This window comes from Rhizobium sp. NFACC06-2, from assembly GCF_900101425.1.
Lineage (GTDB): Bacteria > Pseudomonadota > Alphaproteobacteria > Rhizobiales > Rhizobiaceae > Agrobacterium > Agrobacterium leguminum.
The window spans coordinates 129,506-151,556 of sequence record NZ_FMVA01000013.1; the positions used below are offsets into that span (position 1 = coordinate 129,506).

The following is a 22,051-nucleotide window of genomic DNA, read 5'->3' on the forward strand; positions in this document are numbered from 1 at the left end:
CTTTTGATTGGGTTTTATCAGGCGGGAGTCTTGGCCAGTGCCCGGTGGTTCACGATCCTCTCACGGCCAAGCGAACGTCCTTCCACAATGGCGAAAATCCCTTCCACCGCGTCCACGCCGACGCGAACGTTGGCCTCTTGGGTGACCCCGCCGATATGCGGTGTGACGACGATCCGCTGGTTCTGCCAGAATGGGTGATTGTCCGCGGGCGGTTCGTTCTGGAAGGTGTCGAGCCCCGCCCCGGCGATTTGTCCGCTCTCAACGGCACGAAGAAGGGCATCCTCATCGATCAGTCCGCCGCGGGCTGTGTTGATGATGAATGAACCAGATTTCATCAGGCCGAGACGGCGGTCATCAAACAGGTTACGGGTTTCGGGAGTAAGTGGGCAATGAAGGCTGACAATATCGGACGACGCGATAAGGTCGTCGACATCGGCGACCCGGGTGACCCCTGCCTCGACAAATGCCGCTTCGTCGGTAAAGGGGTCGAACGCTTGCACCTGCAAGCCAAGCCCCTTGGCGAAGGCAGCGGTATGGCGAGCGATCGCTCCGAAGCCGACAAGGCCGATAGTCATGCCAGCCAGTTCCTTGCCAGCAAAGCCCGCCTTTTCCCAGCGCCCAGCGCGCAGGCTGCTGTCGAGCGGCACAATTCGCTTTACTACTGCAAAAAGGAGGGCGATCGCATGTTCAGCGACCGAAAGCGCATTTGCACCAGCGGCGACGACAACGGGTATTTCGCGGCGAGACGCGGCGTCGACATCGATATTGTCCACCCCGACCCCATGTTTCGAAAGGACACGTAGCGAGGGCGCGGCTTCAATCGCTGCGGAGCCGAACCGCCCCATGCGCACCACCACGCCGACAGGATCAAGTTCCGTCACAATCCGGACCAGGTCGTCTTCGCTCGTGTAAGGGGGAACGTAAGACACCTGATAGCCGTTCTCGGCGATCAGCTTGACTGCTTGTTCGTTGATGGCTGGTCCAGTGACCAGGATGTTTCGGCTTCCCATGCGTACCTCAAAATGGAATGCGCGAGGACGCGGCACTGCTTGCGCACCGTTAGCCATCCTCCCATACGCCAAAGGTCCTCCCTGGCGTCTCCTGAGGAGAACGTAACATAAGACAGCCTTGATTAAAGCGAATAATTCTGGTTTTCTTGAACAGATTTTCTTAATTATATAGGGGCGGGCCATGGATACCAGACAGCTCAAGACGCTTGTAGCGATCGCCGAGCACGGCACCTTTGCGAAAGCTGCGGAAGCTGTTGGCCTTACTCCGTCAGCGGTCAGTCAGCAAATTCAAGCATTGGAAATGGAGGTCCGGGCAGAACTCTTCGATCGCTCGACAAGGCCAATCACGCTCAATGGCCACGGTCTACAGATGCTCGAAGCAGCTCGTACCCTGGTTCGTGATGCAGATAACATCATTGACGCGATCTCTGGCAGAGCCGTAAGCGGCACGTTCACGATCGGCTCCGTTCGCTCGAGTGCGCTTTCGCTCCTCCCTCTGTCAATAGTTGCTCTCAAGGCCGACTATCCCGACCTCAGGATCAAGCTTCAGGTCGCCAATACGGATGAACTGATGAACGACGTCTTGTCCGGCCGCTTGGATTGCGCGATGGTTGCCGAATACTCCGGAATTCCTTCAGCGTTGAGGTGGCACCCCTTCATCAACGAACCTTTGCTGGTCATCGGTCCTGAGGGAACTCCTCAGATGTCCGGCCTCGATATGCTGTCGACGATGCCTTATGTCAGGTTCAACAGCAGGTTTAGACTGGCCCAGATTATCGAGACCGAGCTTGCAAAAACCGGTATCGTGCCAAACCTGATAGCCGAGATAGACACGATTGCTTCTGTAGTTTCGTGCGTGATTCATGGGCTCGGAGTATCTGTGGTTCCTTGGATCGCGTTGCGCGATATCACTGCTCCCCTCGTTTCGGCGCCATTTGGTGAACCGCAGATATTGCGGCCGATCGGGCTAGTGCAAAGGCGGGCCGGCACGCGCGCAGCGATCATAGATCGTCTGCATCAACACCTGAGCAGGCTCAGCGATCCCTACGGTATAGCTCGTGGTTGAGCGCTTTTGCGTCGATGACTGGATAGCACAAGCTAACCTTGTTGGTTCCGGCTCTTGAAGAGATACGAACCCTCATCACTCTCCAGATCCGCTAAGCGCTTGATAATGTGGAAATGTTGTGGTGAGCGCGGCATTGTACACTTCCTCACCGTCCTGGCCCGGCGGATCGCAAACCTGAAACATGCAAGCATGTTTTCCGAGGTCTAGCCGGCCGCTATCGGATCATCAATGTCCTGGCTTTGGAAATGATCAATCAAGAAGCGTGCGGCGGGCCCTGGCGGCGTATCGGTGCGGTATACGGCCTGAAGGCGGTAGGGGCCGCCCTTGCAGTCCGGAAGATCCAGCTGAACGAGGCGACCTGATTCTATGTCATCTCTCACCATGGGCTCCGGCATATTGCCCCAGCCGATGCCTTCCTTGAGCAGCATGTGCTTGGCACCCAGATCGGCAAGCCGCCAAGTATGATTTCCCACAACAGCGAACTCGTGGCCCTGAGTGAGAGGCGATCTGTCGGTCAGGACCAATTGGATATGTCCCCGTGCCGCGCCCGGTGGATGAGATCCGCCAGCCAATGGGTGATCCGGTGAGGCGACGGGGATCAGCTTTACGAAGCCAACCCCGATGCGCTCAAGACCCCCGATCTCGACATCGAGTGGGCCACTGATGCCAACCGCGGCGGTTCGATTGAGCACAATCTGTGTCACGGCGCCCAAGGCTTCGACATAAAGCCGAAGAGATACGCTCGGAAACTCTTTTCGAAACGCCTTCAGCGCGTCCATGACGCGGGCGGCAGGAAGCATAACGTCGAGCGCAAGGTGCACTTCCGGCTCCACCCCGCGCAGCATGCTTTTTACTTTAGCCCGAAGATTATCGATACCATGGGCGACGCTCTTGGCCTCGGCGAGGACCGTCCTCCCCTCCAAAGTCAGCTGCGGCTTCTTCGTCGAAAGGCGGTCGAATAGCGTGACACCCAATTGCGTTTCGAGGTTGGCGATCGTGTAGCTGATCACTGACGTGGCGCGGTTGAGCTTCCTAGACGCGGCGGCAAAACTGCCTGACTCGACGACCGTGATGAAAACTTTGAGCTGATCCAGCGTCGGCTGGCCGGGATCTGACATTTCTAATTCCTCGAACGTTTTCGCCGAAATTATCTGAGTTTTCCGAAACGTCTAGGGGACCTACCTTCATTCCATCGAATTCAACCGCCGGAGCTGACAATGTCTTACTTGTCTAACGCTGACATCGAGCAGGTGATCCTGCCCTCGACCCGTGATCTCGGAGGTTTCTCCGTCCGCCGGGCGCTGCCTGCGGCCATGCGCCAGATGGTCGGGCCCTTCATATTCCTCGACAGTTTCGGACCTGTGCGGTTCGGCGCTGGCGAGGGGATCGATACCCGTCCTCACCCACATATCGGTCTTTCAACACTCACCTACCTTCTCGAAGGCGAGCTTTTGCATCGTGATAGCGAAAGCTACGTGCAGTCGATCAGCCCCGGGGAAGTCAATCTGATGGTCGCCGGCTCCGGCATTGTTCACTCCGAGCGGACCCCGAAACATATCCGCAAGGAAGGGGGCAAGCTCACGGGCCTGCAAAGCTGGATAGCTCTTCCCAAACAAAAGGAAGAGACTGCACCGCTTTTTCAGCACCTCGGCGCCAGTGAACTGCCGACGATCAATGGTGAGGGCATCAATATGAAGCTTCTCTCCGGCACCCTGCACGGACGGCGCTCACCTGCCAGCACCTTCTCTGACCTCTTCTCTGCAGAAATCCAGCTAGAGGCTGGAGCACGCTACAGGATCGACGGTGAGCATATCGAGCGAGCGATCTTCGTCGTCAGCGGTGAAATCGAGATCATCGGGCAGGACGGCACCTACGGGCCGGATCGTCTTATCGTGTTCAAGCCGGGCGCGGAGATCGTGGTGAAGGCGAACCAGCCAGCCCGGTTTCTCGCCTTCGGAGGCGAGCCGCTTCCTGAAAAGCGGTTCATCCGCTGGAATTTTGTGGCCACGGACCAGGAGCGCATTCGCCATGCTGCCGACCAGTGGCGCGAACGACAATTCCCCGGCGTGCCGGGCGACGACGAGTTCATTCCCCTCCCCGACAACTTCAACTGAAACCCCATCTAATCAAGGAGAAATACGATGACTACCTATGCAATCATTGGTTCTGGTGCGATCGGCTCTGCACTTGCTGAACGCTTCCATGCTGCAGGCGTTGACGCCGTTATCGCCAACACACGCGGACCAGGCTCGCTTCAGCCTGTCACCGACAAGTTCGGCAGCACGGTGAAGGCTGTCGAACTCGATCAGGCTCTTCAATCCGACGTGCTTATTCTGGCCGTGCCTTATGACGCAGTACCGGAAGTCGCTGGCAAAAAAGCAGCCTGGGATGGCCGCACCATAATCGACGCGACGAACGCTATTGACTTTCCCGCTTTCAAGCCGCGTGACCTTGGTGGCCGGCTGTCCTCGGAAATCGTCTCCGATCTCTTTCCAGGCGCTCAGCTTGTGAAAGCGTTCAACACCCTCCCGGCCGCTGTCTTGGCTGCCGATCCAGTGAAAGCGAGCGGAAAGCGCGTTCTCTTTCTGTCAGGAAACTTTCCGGAGGCCAGTAAGAAGGTAGCAGACCTGATCGCCCGTTTGGGCTTTGCGCCGTCCGACCTTGGCAGTTTCAAAGCCTCCGGTTCTCTTCAGCATTTCGGGCAGCCGCTGGTGGCGCTCAGCCTGCTAAGAGACTGAGCGCCACCAATCGGTCGATAAAATCGAACGTAATGGACCAAATTATGCAGCTTTTATCGAATGATAAAAAAGCAGATGTTGCATTCATCGACACCAATATCCTCACGGAGTTACCGAAATGACCAAGGTTCTCGTTCTCTACTACTCGTCCTACGGCCACATCGAGACAATGGCAGGCTCAATCGCTGAAGGCGCAAGAAGCGCTGGCGCCGACGTTACGATCAAGCGTGTCCCGGAAACTGTCCCGCTCGACGCCGCCGAAAAGGCCCACTTCAAGATCAACCAGGAGGCACCGATTGCGACGGTAGCGGAACTCGCCGACTATGACGCGATCATCGTCGGTACCGGAACACGCTTCGGGCGGATGTCGTCGCAGATGGCGGCCTTCCTCGACCAGGCCGGTGGCCTGTGGGCACGGGGTGCTCTCAACGGCAAGGTGGGCGCAGCGTTCGCGTCAACGGGGACTCAGCACGGCGGACAGGAAACCACCCTGTTTTCGGTTATTACCAACCTCATGCACTTTGGCATGATCATCGTCGGCCTGCCCTATAGCCACCAGGGCCAGATGAGCATGGACGAAATCGTCGGAGGCGCCCCTTATGGGGCAACGACAGTTGCCGGTGGCGACGGGTCGCGCCAGCCTTCGCAGATCGATCTCGCCGGCGCCTTCCACCAGGGCGAGATCGTCGCCCGCACTGCAGCTGCTCTCGTCGCTGCCCGCAACTAAACCCGCCTAAATCACTCTTAAAACTCAGCTCCAACCAGACCAGCCGATTGCGATCGGCTGGCAAGGAGAAGTCATGTCCTCGCTTTTCTCAAACAAGGTCGTCGCGGTCACCGGTGCAGGCTCTGGGATCGGTCGGGCGATAGCACTTGGGCTCGCTCGCGACGGCGCGACAGTGCATTTGGCTGATCGCGATGCCAACGGGCTCACCCAAACGGCAGCTCTTATCCGCGCCGAAGATGGCCGGGCGTTCACAACCAAACTAGACGTCGCGAGCGAACTTCAGGTCGCCGGATGGATCGAACAGATCGACGCTGCATCCGGTCGGCTCGACGCGGCCTTCAACAATGCCGGGATAACCGGCCCTGCAAAGCGGATTGAAGACTACCCATTGGAAGACTTTCATCGGGTCATCGCAGTCAATCTGCAGAGTGTTTTTCTCGGGATGAAGTACCAGATCCCGTTGATCAAGCGCAGTGGCGGTGGTTCGATCGTTAACACGGCTTCGGTTGCTGCTTTAACGGGACCGGGAGGCATGAGTGCCTACGCTGCTTCCAAGCACGGCGTGCAAGGGCTGACCCGGGTTGTCGCGATGGAAAATGCAGCGCACGGCATCCGCGTCAATGCGATTGCGCCCGGATGGACTGAAACGCCGATGGTCGCGGCAAACAGCCGGCAGAACCCGGCTTTTGCGGCACTCGCTCAGAACGCCATTCCTGCGAAACGCGGCGGCAGGCCGGAGGAAATCGCGGCTGCAGCAATCTGGCTGGCCTCCGACGCCGCCTCCTATGTCACCGGACACATGCTGACCGTCGATGGCGGCATGACGATCGGTGGATTTGAACTCTGACAACGAACCTCGAAAGGATTATCCCATGTCAGAACAACACGAAGCACTGAAATCACTCGTTCGCCGCAACACACTGGAAGTGCAGTCCGGTGGCAATTTCGACCTGTTCGACGAGCTCTTCGCCGACGACTTTCTCGACCACACCCCACAACCGGGTGGTACGCCAGACAAGGAGGGCGCACGTCGCCTTTACCATGCTCTGCGCGAAGCCTTCCCCGACTTCCATGCTGAGATCCACTGGCAGGTAGTCGACGGCGATATCGTCACGACCTTCAAGACCTATCACGGCACGCATCAGGGCGTTGTCCTTGGGATTGAGCCGACCGGTCGCAAGGTCAAGTTCGAAACCGTCGATGCCATGCGCATCCGCGACGGCAAGATCGCCGAACATTGGGGCGTGGCCAACCTCTATTATCTTCTGCAGCAACTCGACGCCCTGCCCTCCTCGGCCCCCAAAGTGCCGGAACATTAAGGATCACCACAATGAGCAACAGTAACATTCTCGACGGCAAGGTCGTGATCGTAACCGGCGCATCGAGCGGCATTGGGCGTGCGATCGCCATTCGGGCTGCCGAACATGGCGCCAAAGCAGTTATCGTCTCGGACGTCGTGGAAGCACCGCGCGAAGGCGGTGAACCGACTGCCTCCGAGATCAGAAAACTGGGGGCCAAATCCGTCTTCGTGAAAGCAGATGTCAGCCGCAAGGCTGACAACGACGCCCTGGTTGCGGCGGCAGAAGAATTCGGCGGCGTCGATGTCATGGTCGCAAATGCAGGCATTACGCTGAAGACAGACGGGGCGGAGGTTCCGGAAGACGATTACCGCCGCCTGATGTCTGTCAATCTCGATGGCCCGCTATTTGGAGCGCAGGCAGCTGCGCGTCAGATGAAAGCACTCAACAAGCAGGGCAGCATTGTGCTCATGGCCAGCATGGGCGGGATCTCTGGCGCCGGCATCACCGTCGCCTATTCGACCAGCAAGGGCGGCGTTGTGCTGATGGCCAAATCATTGGCCGACGCTCTTGGCCCCGACGGTATCCGCGTCAATGCAGTCGCACCCGGCACCATCGACACGGAGCTTCTTCGCACCAGCCCCGGCATCGCCCAGGCCTCCGAGGGCTTTCGCCAGAGGACGCCGCTTCGCCGGCTTGGCAAACCGGCAGAAGTCGGAGATGCTGTCGCTTTCCTCGGCTCGGACCTGTCGAGCTACGTGTCGGGCACCGCGCTCCTCGTGGATGGAGGGCTGCTCTCCGTTATCTGATTTCTCGACCCTCCAGTCGGACCCGCGCCCTCACAAGCGCGGGTTTTTCTTTGTTCTGAACGTTCGAAAATCTCGACGATTATCTCCGAAATTATCCAGCTTTTTCGCTTGATCGTTCGGTGGCAATTTCTCCTCACGACGCAGCCACGGTGGCTCCGCCCCACAAATCTAGGAGAAACGTCAATGTCTTATTCCGAAGTAATCGCTCAGCGCGCTGAAACCCTTTCCAAGTCTACCCTCGTTCACGGTGTAACACCCCTTGCTGGCCGTGTTCTTCTGGCAGCGATCTTTCTTCTCTCCGGCATCAGCAAGATTTCCGACCCGGCCGGCACGATCGGCTATATCAATATGGTCGGTCTGCCCTTCCCGCCTCTGTCCTATGGCGCAGCAGTAGCGACCGAAATCCTGGGCAGCATTGCCCTGATCCTCGGCTTCCAGACCCGCATCGTCGCCCTGATCCTTGCCCTGTTCAGCGTTGCCACGGCACTGACGTTCCACAACAATCTCAGCGACCTGAACCAGTTCATCCACTTCTTCAAAAACATCGCAATGGCCGGCGGTCTGCTGCAGGTCGTGGCGTTCGGCGCGGGTCGTTACAGCCTCGACGCCCGCCGCTAATCGAAGTACCCGATCAAAAGAAAAGCCCGGGCCATGGTCCGGGCTTCTCGCGTTGTTACTTACCCCATTCCGGACCGCCATCAGTGCAGGTCTGGCCCCCATCGACAGGCAAGACAATTCCGGTGATCCAGGCAGCTTCATCACTGGCAAGAAAAGCGACCGCCGAGGCAATCTCTTCAGGTTGGCCGGCCCGCCTCAAGGGAATCCGGTCCCAGGCTTTCTCGAGAAGGGCGTCATCATCCATGATGGCATCCACCATTCCCGTTACAGTAAGTCCCGGTGCCACTGTGTTTGCTCTGACGCCGAACTTGCCGAGGTCGCAGGCTGCTGAGCGGGTCAAATTCGCAACCCCACCCTTTGCAGCATTATAGGCTGCATGGCTCCAGCCGCCACCAAGGGATGAGACGGAGCCGATGTTGACGATCGAACCCTTGGTCTCCTTCAGATGCGGAACCGCGGCACGGCTCATGTAAAAGACGCCGGATAGGTCCGAGGCAATGCATTCGTCCCAATCCTGATCGCTCGTCTCCTCGATGGTGCCGACGAGATTCATGCCCGCAGCATTGACAACAGTGTCGATGCGGCCGAACCGCTCGACCGTCGCTGCGACAAGGGCGTCGCAGTCCGGCCGTGAGGAAACATTGGCGACAAAGGTGCCACTGCGGTCAGCCGGCATCTTAGAGGCAGCTTCCGACAACCGCTTCTCGGTTCTGCCGGAGATCATCACGAACGCTCCTTCCTCAATAAGCCGGTTGGCAATGGCGGCGCCGATACCGGAACCCCCGCCCGTTACGATTGCTACTTTTCCATCAAATCGCTTTGACATGACACACTCCTTCATTCTCCGTGGCGAAGGCCGCGGCAGTGTTGGTTTCGTGTTTGGGTCTGACTGGATTGGTTCAGTTCGCCGGGAAGTCGGCGGAACGAGACAAAGCTTCCCAGGCGAGGACGTTTGCCTTGAGATCCTCCGCCTTCTTCAGGGCTGCGTCCGCGGCGTCATTGCCGAGCGGAAGATGGTGCGGAGGCTGTTCAGCCAGCACGGCTTCCCGGATGGCCTTCGCCGCACGCGCCGGGTCGCCAGCCTGTCTGCCTACCGATGCATGGTAAGCCCGACGTGCCTCGCCTGCTGTGCCATCGTAGTCGTCGATAGATGCGGAGACCTCGTCTGACGAGCCTGCCCATTCTGTCCGGAAGGCGCTCGGCTCGACGGTCATGACATTGATGCCGAGAGGAGCGACTTCTTTCCGAAGCGTATCCGACAGGCCTTCCACCGCAAATTTTGTTGCGCAGTAGTAGCCCACGCCCGTGTAGCCAACCAGGCCGCCGATCGATGTCAGATTGACGATCGTACCACTGCGGCGGGCTCGCATATGTGGAAGCACCGAATGGATCGTGTTGGCAGTACCAAAGAAATTGACATCAAACAGGCGACGGGCGTCGGATTCGGCGGTTTTCTCGATAGCACCGAAGAAACCGATCCCGGCGTTGTTGATCAGAACGTCGATGCGGCCGAAATGTGCTTCCGCTGCGTCGACCACCTTCTGGCACTGTTCCCGGTCGATCACGTCGAGTGGAAGGATCAGGGCATCGCCCTTCTGCTCAAGATCCGCGATTCTGTCAGTCTTGCGAGCCGTCACCACGACCTTTTCACCGGCTTCGAGCAGGTGTTCTGCGATGTAGCGACCGAAGCCTGTAGAGCATCCGGTTACGAGCCAGACTTTAGGGTTTTGCGTGCTCATTTCATATACTCCTTTCTGTTTCAGGCCTGCGGCGACCGTTGCTGGTATCCGCAGATTTCCACGTCTTCGACACACAGGTCTGGGACCTTAGCCATAAACGCTTCGACGTAAGGCGTGCTCATATGCAGTTTGAAGTCGGAGGCGTGCCGCCAGTCTTCGAGCACCATCCACACGTCGGGAACGTCATTGGACTGGTGGATCTCGTAACGGAGGCAGCCTTCCTCGTTTCGGGACGGAGCGACGAGCTGAAGCAGTTCGTCACCCAGATCTCCTGAGCGGCCCGGCTTTGCGGTGAAGTAGGCCACATTGGTGAGGTCAGCCATTTCAGGTCTCCTTCTCGGTTAGTGCAACGCCCGCATAGTGACGGCATGCCTGGAAAAGATCTGCCGCGCCTTTGCGGAAGCTGTCGTGATCTTGCTGTTTTCAGACGCCGTTGATTGCAATGATGCGCGATGCGGCCGCAGCCTGCCGCTGAGCGGCCAAGGGCGCGTATTCGGGTGATGCGAACAATCTGCGGATCGCATCCTTGTCCGGAAACTCGATGATGAGCATGTTGGTGGCGGTCCAGCCTTCCAATTCCAGAGGGCTTTCATCGATGGCGATGAGCTTGCCGCCGGCTTTGGCAACGAGCGGCAAGGCCTTCGATCGATAGTCTTCGATCGACTTCATGTCGTGGATGTCGAGATCGACGATAAGATAAGCAGACATAGGTCTTTTCCTTTCCTGTTGAGTTTGTAGCTTCTGGGGCTCATGGCGCTGTCAGGGGAGATGGCGCCATTTGACCATGCGGTCTTTGAGGTCGAGCGTGCCGCCGTCGACGGTGAACGTGCCGTCGCCGCGGTGATGCATCATTCGACGCTCTTTTCGGGTCTCGTTGATCCAGATCCTCGTCGCTTCAAGGATGAAGAGGTTATAGGGATCCGAAAGCCTGGTATCGACGACCCGACATTCGATGTTGACCAGGCAGTCGGACAAGAGCGGTGCTGCCACGTCCTTGGCAGGTCGCGTCTTGAGGCCGTACCTCTGGAATTTGTTCACCCGATCGCCCGAACAATTGCCGACGTCGACAACCGTTTCGGCGAGATCCAGACCGGGGACTGCGATGACACATTCTCCGGTTTTTCGGAGAGCCTGATAGCTGTGATCCCACGGCCCGATGACACAACCGATCAGCGGCGGGTCATGCTGGATCATCATATGGAAGCCCATTGTCATCACATTGGGCTTGCCGTTATTGCTCGTGGAGACCATGACGATCGGGCCAGGTTCCAGAACGCGATAAGCTTGAGATGCGGGTAATTCCTTCATGACAATCTCCCTCGAGAGGTCCCTGCATCTAGGCAGGGACCCTTCAGGGTCGGTCTGTTACCAACCCTGTTCTACTGGCAGGACGAACAGCTCGGCGACGTCCACATGGGCCGGGGCCTGGGCGGCGAAGACGATGGTGTCGCCGATATCCTCGCCCTGAAGGAAGGTCATCTGGCTCGCCAGCTCGTCCATCTGCTTGCGGTAGCCCGGATCGGTGATGTGATCGTAGAGCTCGGTGGCAACGGCGCCTGGCTGGATGCAGGTCACGCGAATGCCGTGCTTCTGCCCGACTTCCATGCGCAGGCCGTCAGAAAAGGCCGTGACTGCATGCTTGGTCGCGCAGTAGACCGAGAGACCCTTGAACACCTTGCGGCCCGCGATAGAGGACATGTTGAAGATGTGGCCGGAGTGCTGCTTGATCATCTGCGGCAGGACAGCCGCTGTCGTGTTGAGCAGCCCCTTCACGTTCACGTCGACCATGCGGTGCCATTCGTCGACCTTGAACTGGTCGATATCGGAAAGTGGCATGAGGCCAGCATTGTTGACGAGAATGTCGATCGAGCCGTAGGCGTCGACAAGCTTCTTGACGCCCGCTTCGACCGAGGTCGTGTTAACCACGTCCATCTCGATCACAAGAGCTTCGCCGCCCTTGGCTTCAATCTGTTTTTTGACGTCTTCCAGTTTTTCGGTGCGGCGGGCTGCGATACCGACCTTTGCGCCGGCTTCAGCAAGCTTGACGGCGGTAGCAGCGCCAATGCCGCTCGATGCGCCGGTGACCAGTGCGATCTTTCCGTTGAGATTGGTCATTTTCTTTACTCCTTGTCTGCGGCCCACCACCGCGGTGGGCGTTTCGTTTTGACAAGGATGAAACTATGCCTTCGATCGCCGTCCTTCTCTCGGGCCCTTGCTCGACCTGTCGCGATCTTGCTCGAAACGTAAGATGTTAAAAACCAGCCTCGGCGATGGTAACTGGGGCGGCAGGCCAGTTTCACGACGGACTAGCTGTAGCAACTGAAAGTCTTCGTTGATTTCGACGTAAACGAGCATGCGGCCGCAGCCACGCGCGCTATTGCGTTTGCTGAGCCAATCAAAGTATCTGGTAGGGCCCCCATCATCCGCTTCCCGAAATTAGGACATGTATAGGGAGACGAGACACACTACAGGTGAGGCCACGCGTCTGGGGCTGATGGAGCGGAAGGTCTCTTTCAGCCGACGGCATGATGGGGAGTATCAAGCGTGTAAAGCATTTGAGCCCCTTCAACTCCCTTGAGTGCGAACCGGCCTACGCATGCGAGACGCCGGCGATCTCGCCCCTCTATACAGTCTGCAAAATTGGAAGAGGTAAGTAGGTTTACATCAAGAGACCGGCACATCGAAACAATGCGGCTTACCTCGTTCACGGCGGGACCTATCACAGTGAAATCGAGCCGGTCCTCGCTTCCGATATTCCCGTAGAAGACATCACCGATATGTAGCCCGAGACAGACTTCCGTTGTGGGACGGCCTTCCGATGTCCTCCGGGTATTAAGGGACTTCAGCCTCAGGCGAAGGAGGTTTTCGGCTTGCAACGCGGCGTCACAAGCATCGATCTGTCGATCCGCTCTGAAAATTGCCAGGACACCATCTCCGATTAATTTCAGGACCGTCCCGCCAGCCTCATGGACTGCTGAGATGACCGCATCACTGTAATCATTCAGGAGAGGAATGATCTCCTCAGGCGACACTGAGGCAGAAATTCTTGTATAGTTTGCAAGGTCCGAGAACCACAGGGCTGCGGATATCCGTTCCGACGCGCCCCGGTTGATTTTACCTTCGAAGACTTTTCGTGCTGCGTCGTGCCCAAGATAGACTTCGGCAATTGTCCTTGCGATCCGCGCAAGCGCAGTGCTTTTAATCGCCAATGCAAGAACCGGCAAAAGTTTGCGAAGGTTTTGAAGATCGACATCAGAAAAACCACCGGGGTCACGAGTCGCGAAGTGAGAGAAGAAGCAGTCCATCTCCCCAATGGTCCCCTGCTTCTCAAACCGATGGATGAAGGCCACAAAGTCTACAACGCCGGAGTTACGCATGTCGTCGAGCATCGCGAAATCTGTCGGATCTCCTCGTCCGATACGACGTCTGACCTCGGACCCCTTCCCAGCCCAAAGATAGTAGAAGGCAGAGCGCTTCCAATTTTCAAAGGCGTCTCCAGAACTGCTAGGACCGTACTCAAACTCTGTCTCCACCACTTGCTGGCTGTCCCATCGAAAGGCGCGCCCCTCGTGAACCGGGTGCAGCGTGTCAATGAGTGCAAGACTGCGGTCAAGCGGTAAACCGGCGTCACGACATGCTGCACAAAAGCCGCCGAGCAACACGGACTCGCTTGCTCCGTGAAGCCCTTGCTGTGCTACCCAAGCGGAAATCCTCTCAATATCTTCGTTAGTCATACCACTTAGAATTTCCGCGCAACATTGTCAGTGACTTACTGTGCGGGTTGAGTTTCACCGAAACAAGAGCCTTTAGCTTCTAATCACACCAATGCTGCAGTTCCCGACCGTTGTTCATCGCCGCTTCCCGGATAACTACGGAATACCCGGAAACGATCTTTCGCACCTTTAGGGGCCTTGGCGCGCTCTTGTTCGAAATCACGACAGGGCAAAAAGTCAGCCCCGCCGGTAGTGGCTCGGTGGCAGGCCGGTTTCCCGACGGAAGACTTGGGCGAAATGGCTGGGGCTTGAATAACCGACCGACATGCCAATCTCGATGATGCTTGTATCCGTCTCCTGCAAAAGAAGCTGTGCCCGGGCAACGCGCTGGCGAATGAAGTAGCGCGAGGGCGAGAGCCCGGTCGCCTTCTTGAACAAACGACTGAAATGGAATTCGCTCATTCCGACCGTCTCGGCGAGTTGGGCCAGATTGAACGGTTCGGCAAGATGCTCTTCCAGATACGCGACCGCACGTCGAAGTTTGAACCCGGGAAGTGCGTTCTGCCTGTCCTCAGCAGCTTCACCGGACGCATAGTTCCGGATCAGGTGGACAGCGAGGCTTTGCGCGAGGCCCTGGATGAACAGCTGGCTTCCCATTCCTTCTGCCGTCAGCTCCTGATGAACGAGCGCCAGAAGGTGAGACAGCTGCGTGTCCTTGCCGCCGGAAATGTCGCGCAATGCCAGCGGAGCGGCGCAACCCAAAACATCGTGGGCAACACGCTCGAAAAGCGGAACCGAGAGATACAGGTGCATCACCTGAAACGGAGCGTCACCAATCGCGCGCCAGCGCATCTCGTAGGGCGTAGGTGTGCGGGTTAAGAAAAAATCGCCCACGGTGACTGTGTTGGCGACCCAGTCTCCATCAAGGTCTCGTTCCTCGACGACCGCTTCTCCAGACATCACCCACACGACGAGAGGTTCCGCCACAGCGGGAACGATAAAGGGTTCCTGCTTATTAAGACGGGAATAGACCTTTACAAACAGGTCATTCCAAGCCGGGCTATCGCCACTGACAAGAGTGCGACCCGCTATATACTGTTCAAGCCCGAGCGGGGACGTCCGCTCGGGCCTTGCAATGCCCTCTTCCAGTTCAGGCAGGACTGCCGCTGGATAAATGGGTTTTCCGCTAACTGCCGGGATTGGCGGCAGGACGTTTTGACGGGATGATTCGATGGTTCCCATTGCGGGCCCTCTCTTCAAAAGAGCATAGCTGTGTAGGTTGCCTAAGGCTTCAATGGAACATCTCCCGGTTCACATCTCCGCCCACAACCACCATCAATGATGCAATGCAGCATTTGGTTTCGTCCGACAGGAATATAAAGCCGGTTTCTTCTGACTCCTTGAGGCAGATGACATCCCCATCGACGTCCCAAGTAAAGATTTCCGGCCTCGCGGCACAATCCGGAAAGCTTCCGACGGCATCTTTTTTGAGGAGCGACAGCAAGGCAGCGCCATTCCTTGGTAGTGCTGGAATGAACGTGATTGCTTCACTGCCGAACATGATCCACTCCATCGTTGGCTCGTTTGAGCAATCATCGCCCATGAAGATCGAAGAGCGATAGAACGACGCTCCAACGAGATTGCCCGATCCTGCAAATATCGATATTCGGCCCCGTCGCAGGGTCATATGAGGGGGGCCGACGCGCTACCAAAGGTGCCGGATACCGAATGGCACCGAACCATCAGTCGGAGCAAATATTGAGCCTTAGTTCATCAGGCAGGCTTGTCAGCAGACTGCTTTTCGTTGAATAACGAGATACGGTCATGGGCGATCAGCAGAGCTTTCTCTATCAATGGATATCCGGCATAGGGAATGACGTTGAAGAGGGTTTCGACAATCTCCTCCCGGGTGGCCCCAAGATTGAGAGCTGCATCGATATGGACGCCGAGCGGCTTCTCTGCCGCAACGGTCCCCTGGGCGGCGAGAGCAGAGATTGCACCCAATTCACGGACCTTCGGATCAAGGGCGCGGCGACAAAAGATATCGCCGTAGCAATGAGCAACGATAAGCCTACCCAGACCAGGCGCAACATCCTTGAAGCTGTCGACCACATCAGCGCCGGACCCTCCTGATGTCTCGGCAAGTGTTGCGACACCCCTCACGAAGCGCCTCTCGTCATCTTTTGTGGTTTCGACACTTTTCCGGGAACTCACTTGTGGCCGTGCGGAAGCCGCCAGGACATTTTTGACTCTGCCGGCAGCGTTGAGCGCGGCGGGGAACCCGGAATAGACGCTCTGTTGGATAACCATCTCGACAATATCACTATCGCTAGCACCGGCAGCCAATGCCGAAACAATATGACCGTCAAAGCTTGCCCCTACTTTCCCACGTGCCGCCAGCATAGCGGCCGACGCGAGATGGGTCAGCCTGGGCTCCAGGCGCACCGCACCGAATATCTCATCGCGCAGGGTATCCTCGCGCCATTTCAAGAAGTCAGGCGCAAACCGACCGAGTATAGCGACCCGGTCCGAGGACATATCCGGGACAGCAGGTGATGCTTTCGCCCTGGTGGCATTTTCGGTTTCGCACCGATCGGTGAGAATATCACGGACGATAGGAACGGCATTGATCGCCGTGGGAAACCCGACAAGACCCGCGGAAATAAACAACAGGTCGACGACATCATCGGGGGTTCCCCCGGCATTCAACAATCCGGTGAGGTGAAAAGAAAGCTGAGACTGCGCCGATCCGTGGGCCAACAATGTGGCCGCGGTCAAAATCTGGCGCGTTCGCAGATCAAGACCGTCCCGCGATAACACATCGCCATAGGGATATTGAATGGTGAACCGCGCCAGATCTTCCGAGAAGCGCGCAAGCTGGCTTACCGGCCCTCCAAAATTCTCACCCCCGATCTGTTTCAGAATGGCAAGACCCCGCAAGTGTTTCGCCCTCTCTTGTGGCGAAGCCAAATTCTCGAGTTGCTGCTCGATATCTGTCGTTGTCATCGCTTTCTCCTTGAATTGGATGTCCCTGGCACCAATGCTCACATCGAGCGAAAAACGGACCACGCCGGCATTGGCGATGCCGGCGTGGATTCCGGACTACTGCTTGCGATAAAGAACCATTCCCGCGTGATACAGGACGCCATCGACAAAATCGCCGTCGGCAGTAAAGCCGGTATCGTCCCAGTACTCGATGTGGTCTCCAGACACCTCGTATCGTCCCTGATAGGCGCTTTCGCGTCGACCGCGCGCCTCGTCGTAACGGCCATTCGGGAGCAACTGGTGCCGGATGCGGCCGTCTGCGGTCTCCCACATGCCGACATAGGGGTGTGAGGGCGTTGGGGTTGTCATTGTGCCGCCTCCGTCTTGCCGAGGAAAGACTGAATGGTCTCGGGCTCGACGACCCAAGCGTAGTTCAGTTCGTGGCGGATTTTCCATTTGCCAGCGGTGCATTCCCATCCCAACTGCGAGCGGCCATCAAAAGCGATCACCTTGCCGTCAAGGCGATCGATGCGGCCAACGAAACCAAGCGTCGTCGAGGCGACGGTGTCGCCGACCATCGCATCATGACCTCCGGTCAGGCCGTGGCGAACCGATCGGGCAGCGTTCTGCAGCGCCTCCCAGTTGGCGCCGTACCGAGCCGAATTGTCAAAGAGCTGTGTGCTACCAGGCGCGAAATTGTCGTAGAAAACCCCTTTGGTGTTTTCCAGGTCGTAATACCGGTTCAGCTTGTCGGCGAACACGAACTTGCCGTCGCCTTCATGACGTTCCCAACCTTTCATGATCCAGTCGGCATGAAGTGCGAGCGGAGCATCGGCGCCTTCCCGAGGGCAGGAGCTGTCCTGTGCAGCGACGGGTCCGACGCAGATCCCGAGAGCCAAAGCTGCTGCGAGTGTGATCTTGATTTTTGTCATGGAAATCTCTCCTTCGATAATCGGTTGGGCTTGTTTGCCAGCTGCCGGTTCGACCGGTCGGCTATGGGCAATAGGTAGACAAATTCGATTGTCGCTTGTATTCCCTTTCCGCTAACGAGATTGGTTAGTGGGATACGACAATGACGATCGATCTAAATCTGGTGCCGATGTTTCTGGCCGTCGCAGAGGAAGGGAATTTCAGGGCGGCCGCCGATCGTCTCGGCGTCACACGCTCGGCCGTTAGCCAGGCGATCAGACGGCTCGAGGATATATGCGGCATTGCCCTCGTTAGCCGCACGACGCGCAGCGTGCGGTTGACGGAGGCGGGCAACCGCTTCCGCGAAACACTGTCTCAGCCGATGGCCGATGTGAAATCGGCGTTCGAGGATGTCGCAGGCGATGCAAGACCTAGCGGATTGCTTCGGATCGCTGTCACCTCGATTGCCGAACAATTTCTGTCCGGCCCACTGATCGCGTCATTCGCGCAAGCCCATCCCTCCATCACAATCGACGTCACGGTGACAGACGACGTCTTCGACATCGTAGCAGCCGGCTACGACGCGGGGGTCCGGTTGGGTGATGTGATAGAGCAGGATATGGTTGCAGTGCCACTCACAAAAGAAGAGAGAGAAGTGGTCGTCGCGACTCCGGGATATTTCGATATCCACGGAACGCCCCGCCACCCCCGTGACCTCGTACATCATCGCTGCATCGGCTGGCGTCCGTCTCCAAGCGCTGCCCCGTATCGATGGGAATTCGCGGAAGACGGCATCCCTTTCGACGTCGCCGTCGAGCCGCAAATCACCACGAACGATCTGTATTTGATGATCCGGACTGCGCTCGCGGGCGGCGGAATCACATTTGCGTTGGAGGAGACGTTTCGTTCATACATCGATCGCGGCGAGTTGATCACGGTGTTGGACGATTATCTGCCGCCATTTCCAGGGTTCTTCCTTTACTTCCCCAATCGCCGGAATATGGCGCCCAAGCTGCGCGCGCTCATTGACCACGTTCGTGCATACAAACCGACGTCATCCTAGCTGTTAGTCGCCAGGGCACCCTGGGTTTTGTGCTTGGGGTTGGACGCGGTTAGTGACCAGCTATTCGCTGATTCGGCCGGCCCGAATCAGGCCAAGGCGGCGCAAATTGGTGAGAATGGACACGCGGCTCCTGAAGGTCGGAGCGGCAAAACCCGCAGCGAAATCGACGTTCGTCATCATGGAAGAAGAGGCTGGTGGGAGCCTCTTCTCGGATCCGCCTGTTTCGCCGGATGACAGCCGGCTGTCAGACCCTTAAGCGTAGTTGATAGGCAGCCAATCGTAATTCGTGCTGTCTTTGCGGACATGGCCAATGCCCGGAAAGGCGATATGCGCGCCTGCCACCAGATATTTGCCCTCCACCGCCTGCTTGAACGCAGTGTCGCGTGCAAACACTGCGGCTTTCTGGTCGATGTCGAATTCGATGGCGACGCCGGGTTCATCGAACTGCAGGATATCGCCATGGGTGATGTCGCCCCAGAATACGATCTTCTGGCCCTCACTTTCCAGCGTGATGGCACTGTGACCCGGCGTATGTCCGGCATAAAGAATGGAACCAAGACCGGGAACAGGCGCTGCGTTATCCGCGAAGGTTTCGAATTTTCCGGCTTCCACGTATGGCGTCACACACTGATCCGCTTCGCCAAAATGCTGCTTGACGATGCCCGTCGCCGCCTTGGCGTTTGCCGCATTCAGCCAGAATTTTGCCTCTCGTTCATTGACCCGCAAAGTGGCGTTTGAGAAGGTACGCTTGCCATTGCTCACCAATCCGCCGGAATGATCGGTGTGGATATGGGTGAGGACGACATCATCGATGTCATGCGCCTTGTAATCTGATGCCTCGATATTGGCGACAATCTTGCCGAGCGAGGCCCCGAGATAGGCACCGGTGCCTGCGTCTATCAGCACCAGTCTTTCGCCGGTGTTGACAAGGAAAGCATTGACGGAGGTTGGGATGATGTCCGGCAGAAAGGCATCATTCAACGCGCTGTGCGCATGTTGCTCGGTGGTGTTTGTGTAAAGCTTTGCCAGCGGCAGCGCGACGGTGCCGTCCGACAGGGCCGTGACCTCCACGGAGCCGATTTTCAGCCGGTAGAAACCGGGTGCCTGAAAAACGGCATAGGGTGCCTTGGCGAAAGCGTTTGATGGTGTGACGAACGGTGCTGTGATCAGACCCGTCAGTGCGCCTTTGAGAATGGAACGACGAGATGGCATAGGTTTGCTCCTTGGTGATGGTTGGAACGACTTGCAAGTTCCTGCTCATCAGCTAAGGATGTCACCGTTAGCAATAAAATCGATACCAGTCATGCAAGTCATCGATCATTTCAATCTTCGATCCTTCGACCTTAATCTTCTTGTCGCGTTTGACGCGATGATGGAGGAGATGAGTGTGACCCGCGCAGCGCAGCGCTTGAAGATCCAACAGCCTGCCATGAGCCACAACATCTCGACCTTGCGCACGCTTTTTCAGGACGAGCTGTTCATCCGCGTAGGACAAGTGATGAAGCCCACGGCGCGGGCGCTGAATTTATCAGGTCCGGTGCGGCAGGCTCTACGACAGGCACAGGCCGCCGTGTTGATGGCAGACGCATTCCATCCTGCCACCGAGCGACGTACATTCAGGCTCGGGCTTTCCAGCGAGGTCGAACTATTGTTGCTGCCTGACCTGACCGCTCGGCTGCGCGATATCGCGCCAGGCATTCGTATTTTGGCTCGCGGCGGCGATGCACTGGAGATCGAGGCGATGCTGGATTCAGGCGTCGTCGACCTGTCTGTGGGATGCAGCTATCTCCCGGATTCACGGCACCATAGCGAACCGCTGTATCAGTCCAGCGTCTTGTGCTGTTTCAATCCCCAATTGCTGAAGCTCTCCAATCCGGTGGATCTTAATGCCTATATGGCCGCACAACATGCGGTGATCTCGCAGACGGACAGCCTGCATGGCTGCGTCAAGGATGCGCTGGAGCATGCAGGTGCAGAACTGGAAGTCGTGGCGGCAGCTCCCGATTTCACGTCGATATTGGCAACTGCGCGTTCATCTGCGGTCATTGCCACCGTATCCTCGCGCATAGCGCTTCGTTATGGGCCGCTATTGGGACTTGAGGTCAGCCCGGTGCCACTGGCACTTTCTTTCCCACCCGTGGCAATGGTTTGGCCGCTCCACATGGACAGTGATCTCGGCTGCGCTTGGTTGCGGCAGCAAATCCGTGAGACGATGCTGGGGACGAACGAGCGCAACGTTGCGAATATTGCAGCGTGATTCCATAAAGATCAGCGTGTCTTTGATGGCCTTCGGCTTGAACGGATACGAACCGGAAACCCGTAGACTCTAGGTGAAAATGCGACGAGATTTCAATGCGATCACCCATCAAGCTGACCGGCATCTCCATCTACTCGCTGATTCTAAGTTGCGGACTGTAACAGGCCGCGCGGTTCTAGTGCCTGGAGATATGGACTCAATCCGTCTCCATCTCGGGACGCGATTATCACCACCTCCTTCTGCGCACGACTGATCCCGAGATATAGCTCCGATAGAAAGCGGCGCTCTTGGTGCCCCTTGTAGTTTGATAAGGGAACCAGATCTCCGTTCGCATCCACGATCACCACGGAGTCGAATTGGAGCCCTGCAACGTATTCTGGTGTACTGAAAACGATCCGTCGGTTCATGTAGCGCAGCTGCTCTACATCGTCACGAGACCTTATGATGAAGACCTCTTGGGGGAACTGATGTGAGGCAGCATTCTGGTATGTTTCAAAGCGCTCGAAGTCCATGCAAAGGACCGCCACTTGACCTTGACGCTTGCGAGCCGCGGCTTGTAGCCGTCGGGCGGTGGTCATGGCCAATTTAAATGCAGCGCGGGCGGTATCGACGACATGGTAAGTCGGTATCGGTCCTGGGCCCACCACGCTCGCTGCAACTGGTAAGTTCCAGTCGTCGTGCATATCTAGCGCCGGAACAGAATCCAGTACTGCGCGCGCGAGCGCCGCTATCTGATTTGTATAACGATAAACTTGAACGAAATCGACCTTATGAACCGCACCGGATTTACCGGAGACCCCAACTCGTGAGAAGTAGGGTCTATGACAAGCAAGACGACGAACAAATTCTCCCCTGAAGTCCGCGCCCGTGCCGTGCGTATGGTGACGGAGCATGAAGCCGAACATCGCTCCCGCTGGGCAGCGGTATCATCGATAGCGGCCAAGATCGGCTGCTCGGCGCATACCCTCCATGAATGGGTGAAGAAGGCCGAGGTCGACAGCGGCAAGCGGGCTGGCCTGCCGAGCGACGTGGCCGAGAAGATGAAGGCACTGGAGCGGGAGAACCGGGAGCTTCGTCAGGCGAACGAGATTTTGCGCAAAGCCTCGGCATATTTTGCCC

At 57.4% G+C, this 22,051-nt stretch carries 27 protein-coding genes; 11 read left to right on the forward strand and 16 right to left on the reverse strand.

Annotation, left to right across the window (positions count from 1 at the left end):
* Window positions 1-17: 17 nt before the first annotated feature.
* Window positions 18-1,010, reverse strand: coding sequence for a hydroxyacid dehydrogenase (locus tag F3H58_RS20560; protein ID WP_188129002.1), 993 nt, complete (start codon window positions 1,008-1,010; stop codon window positions 18-20).
* 181 nt (window positions 1,011-1,191) lie between these two features.
* Here F3H58_RS20560 and F3H58_RS20565 point away from each other — a divergent pair, with 181 nt between their 5' ends.
* On the forward strand, window positions 1,192-2,076 hold the full coding sequence (locus F3H58_RS20565; protein WP_149743561.1) for a LysR family transcriptional regulator: 885 nt from the start codon (window positions 1,192-1,194) through the stop codon (window positions 2,074-2,076).
* A 203-nt stretch (window positions 2,077-2,279) separates the two neighbouring features.
* On the opposite strand, the gene F3H58_RS20570 is transcribed toward F3H58_RS20565, so the two are convergent.
* Window positions 2,280-3,194 carry a LysR family transcriptional regulator gene (locus tag F3H58_RS20570; RefSeq protein WP_149743562.1) on the reverse strand — a complete coding sequence of 305 codons (915 nt, stop codon included), beginning with the start codon at window positions 3,192-3,194 and terminating at the stop codon, window positions 2,280-2,282.
* A 99-nt stretch (window positions 3,195-3,293) separates the two neighbouring features.
* Between F3H58_RS20570 and F3H58_RS20575 the strand changes: the two genes are divergently transcribed.
* The 7 genes from F3H58_RS20575 to F3H58_RS20605 all read left to right on the forward strand — a co-directional run bounded on the left by F3H58_RS20575 (window position 3,294) and on the right by F3H58_RS20605 (window position 8,266).
* Window positions 3,294-4,190, forward strand: coding sequence for a pirin family protein (locus tag F3H58_RS20575; RefSeq protein WP_149743563.1), 897 nt, complete (start codon window positions 3,294-3,296; stop codon window positions 4,188-4,190).
* A gap of 27 nt (window positions 4,191-4,217) precedes the next feature.
* Window positions 4,218-4,814 (forward strand): NADPH-dependent F420 reductase, encoded by a 597-nt coding sequence (locus F3H58_RS20580; protein WP_149743564.1) that lies wholly within the window; start codon window positions 4,218-4,220, stop codon window positions 4,812-4,814.
* A gap of 118 nt (window positions 4,815-4,932) precedes the next feature.
* Complete coding sequence (wrbA, locus tag F3H58_RS20585; protein ID WP_149743565.1) at window positions 4,933-5,541, forward strand: NAD(P)H:quinone oxidoreductase; 609 nt, start codon at window positions 4,933-4,935, stop codon at window positions 5,539-5,541.
* 73 nt (window positions 5,542-5,614) lie between these two features.
* The gene (locus tag F3H58_RS20590; protein ID WP_149743566.1) at window positions 5,615-6,388 is read left to right on the forward strand and encodes an SDR family NAD(P)-dependent oxidoreductase; all 774 of its coding nucleotides are present in this window, start codon (window positions 5,615-5,617) and stop codon (window positions 6,386-6,388) included.
* Window positions 6,389-6,413: 25 nt separating this feature from the next.
* Entirely contained in the window at window positions 6,414-6,860 is a 447-nt protein-coding gene (locus F3H58_RS20595) for an ester cyclase (RefSeq protein ID WP_149743567.1), read from the forward strand.
* Window positions 6,861-6,871: 11 nt separating this feature from the next.
* The gene (locus F3H58_RS20600; protein ID WP_062579293.1) at window positions 6,872-7,648 is read left to right on the forward strand and encodes an SDR family oxidoreductase; all 777 of its coding nucleotides are present in this window, start codon (window positions 6,872-6,874) and stop codon (window positions 7,646-7,648) included.
* A 183-nt stretch (window positions 7,649-7,831) separates the two neighbouring features.
* Window positions 7,832-8,266, forward strand: a complete 435-nt coding sequence (locus F3H58_RS20605; RefSeq protein ID WP_149743568.1) for a DoxX family protein — start codon at window positions 7,832-7,834, stop codon at window positions 8,264-8,266.
* Between the two features lie 55 nt (window positions 8,267-8,321).
* Here F3H58_RS20605 and budC read toward each other — a convergent pair whose 3' ends face one another.
* From budC to F3H58_RS20665, 12 genes are all read right to left on the reverse strand, one after another.
* Window positions 8,322-9,107, reverse strand: a complete 786-nt coding sequence (gene budC, locus F3H58_RS20610; RefSeq protein WP_286169860.1) for a meso-2,3-butanediol dehydrogenase — start codon at window positions 9,105-9,107, stop codon at window positions 8,322-8,324.
* Between the two features lie 58 nt (window positions 9,108-9,165).
* Window positions 9,166-10,005, reverse strand: a complete 840-nt coding sequence (locus F3H58_RS20615; protein ID WP_149743569.1) for an oxidoreductase — start codon at window positions 10,003-10,005, stop codon at window positions 9,166-9,168.
* A 20-nt stretch (window positions 10,006-10,025) separates the two neighbouring features.
* Window positions 10,026-10,328 (reverse strand): putative quinol monooxygenase, encoded by a 303-nt coding sequence (locus tag F3H58_RS20620; protein WP_111815090.1) that lies wholly within the window; start codon window positions 10,326-10,328, stop codon window positions 10,026-10,028.
* Between the two features lie 100 nt (window positions 10,329-10,428).
* Complete coding sequence (locus F3H58_RS20625; protein ID WP_149743570.1) at window positions 10,429-10,713, reverse strand: DUF1330 domain-containing protein; 285 nt, start codon at window positions 10,711-10,713, stop codon at window positions 10,429-10,431.
* Between the two features lie 51 nt (window positions 10,714-10,764).
* A complete protein-coding gene (locus tag F3H58_RS20630; protein WP_111815086.1) occupies window positions 10,765-11,313 on the reverse strand; it encodes a flavin reductase family protein in 549 nt (182 codons plus the stop codon).
* Window positions 11,314-11,370: 57 nt separating this feature from the next.
* Complete coding sequence (locus F3H58_RS20635; protein WP_149743571.1) at window positions 11,371-12,120, reverse strand: SDR family oxidoreductase; 750 nt, start codon at window positions 12,118-12,120, stop codon at window positions 11,371-11,373.
* A gap of 398 nt (window positions 12,121-12,518) precedes the next feature.
* Window positions 12,519-13,739, reverse strand: coding sequence for an adenylate/guanylate cyclase domain-containing protein (locus tag F3H58_RS20640; RefSeq protein WP_149743572.1), 1,221 nt, complete (start codon window positions 13,737-13,739; stop codon window positions 12,519-12,521).
* A gap of 216 nt (window positions 13,740-13,955) precedes the next feature.
* Window positions 13,956-14,960, reverse strand: coding sequence for a helix-turn-helix domain-containing protein (locus F3H58_RS20645; RefSeq protein WP_149743573.1), 1,005 nt, complete (start codon window positions 14,958-14,960; stop codon window positions 13,956-13,958).
* Between the two features lie 49 nt (window positions 14,961-15,009).
* Complete coding sequence (locus F3H58_RS20650) at window positions 15,010-15,279, reverse strand: hypothetical protein (protein ID WP_286169864.1); 270 nt, start codon at window positions 15,277-15,279, stop codon at window positions 15,010-15,012.
* A 212-nt stretch (window positions 15,280-15,491) separates the two neighbouring features.
* On the reverse strand, window positions 15,492-16,724 hold the full coding sequence (locus tag F3H58_RS20655; RefSeq protein WP_149743575.1) for a carboxymuconolactone decarboxylase family protein: 1,233 nt from the start codon (window positions 16,722-16,724) through the stop codon (window positions 15,492-15,494).
* A gap of 96 nt (window positions 16,725-16,820) precedes the next feature.
* Window positions 16,821-17,072 (reverse strand): Atu4866 domain-containing protein, encoded by a 252-nt coding sequence (locus F3H58_RS20660; protein ID WP_149743576.1) that lies wholly within the window; start codon window positions 17,070-17,072, stop codon window positions 16,821-16,823.
* Window positions 17,069-17,635: an invasion associated locus B family protein gene (locus F3H58_RS20665; protein ID WP_188129003.1), complete on the reverse strand. Its 567-nt coding sequence runs from the start codon at window positions 17,633-17,635 to the stop codon at window positions 17,069-17,071. Before F3H58_RS20665 ends, F3H58_RS20660 begins: the two co-directional genes overlap by 4 nt.
* Before the next feature lie 140 nt (window positions 17,636-17,775).
* Between F3H58_RS20665 and F3H58_RS20670 the strand changes: the two genes are divergently transcribed.
* Window positions 17,776-18,675, forward strand: a complete 900-nt coding sequence (locus F3H58_RS20670) for a LysR family transcriptional regulator (RefSeq protein WP_149743577.1) — start codon at window positions 17,776-17,778, stop codon at window positions 18,673-18,675.
* A 252-nt stretch (window positions 18,676-18,927) separates the two neighbouring features.
* Here F3H58_RS20670 and F3H58_RS20675 read toward each other — a convergent pair whose 3' ends face one another.
* Window positions 18,928-19,887, reverse strand: coding sequence for an MBL fold metallo-hydrolase (locus F3H58_RS20675; protein WP_149743578.1), 960 nt, complete (start codon window positions 19,885-19,887; stop codon window positions 18,928-18,930).
* 91 nt (window positions 19,888-19,978) lie between these two features.
* Here F3H58_RS20675 and F3H58_RS20680 point away from each other — a divergent pair, with 91 nt between their 5' ends.
* Complete coding sequence (locus tag F3H58_RS20680) at window positions 19,979-20,932, forward strand: LysR family transcriptional regulator (protein WP_149743579.1); 954 nt, start codon at window positions 19,979-19,981, stop codon at window positions 20,930-20,932.
* 143 nt (window positions 20,933-21,075) lie between these two features.
* Here F3H58_RS20680 and F3H58_RS20685 read toward each other — a convergent pair whose 3' ends face one another.
* On the reverse strand, window positions 21,076-21,615 hold the full coding sequence (locus F3H58_RS20685) for a helicase domain-containing protein (protein WP_149743580.1): 540 nt from the start codon (window positions 21,613-21,615) through the stop codon (window positions 21,076-21,078).
* Window positions 21,616-21,753: 138 nt separating this feature from the next.
* On the opposite strand from F3H58_RS20685, the gene F3H58_RS20690 reads away from it, so the two are divergent.
* On the forward strand, window positions 21,754-22,051 hold a 298-nt coding region (locus F3H58_RS20690), incomplete at its 3' end, for a transposase (protein WP_149743581.1).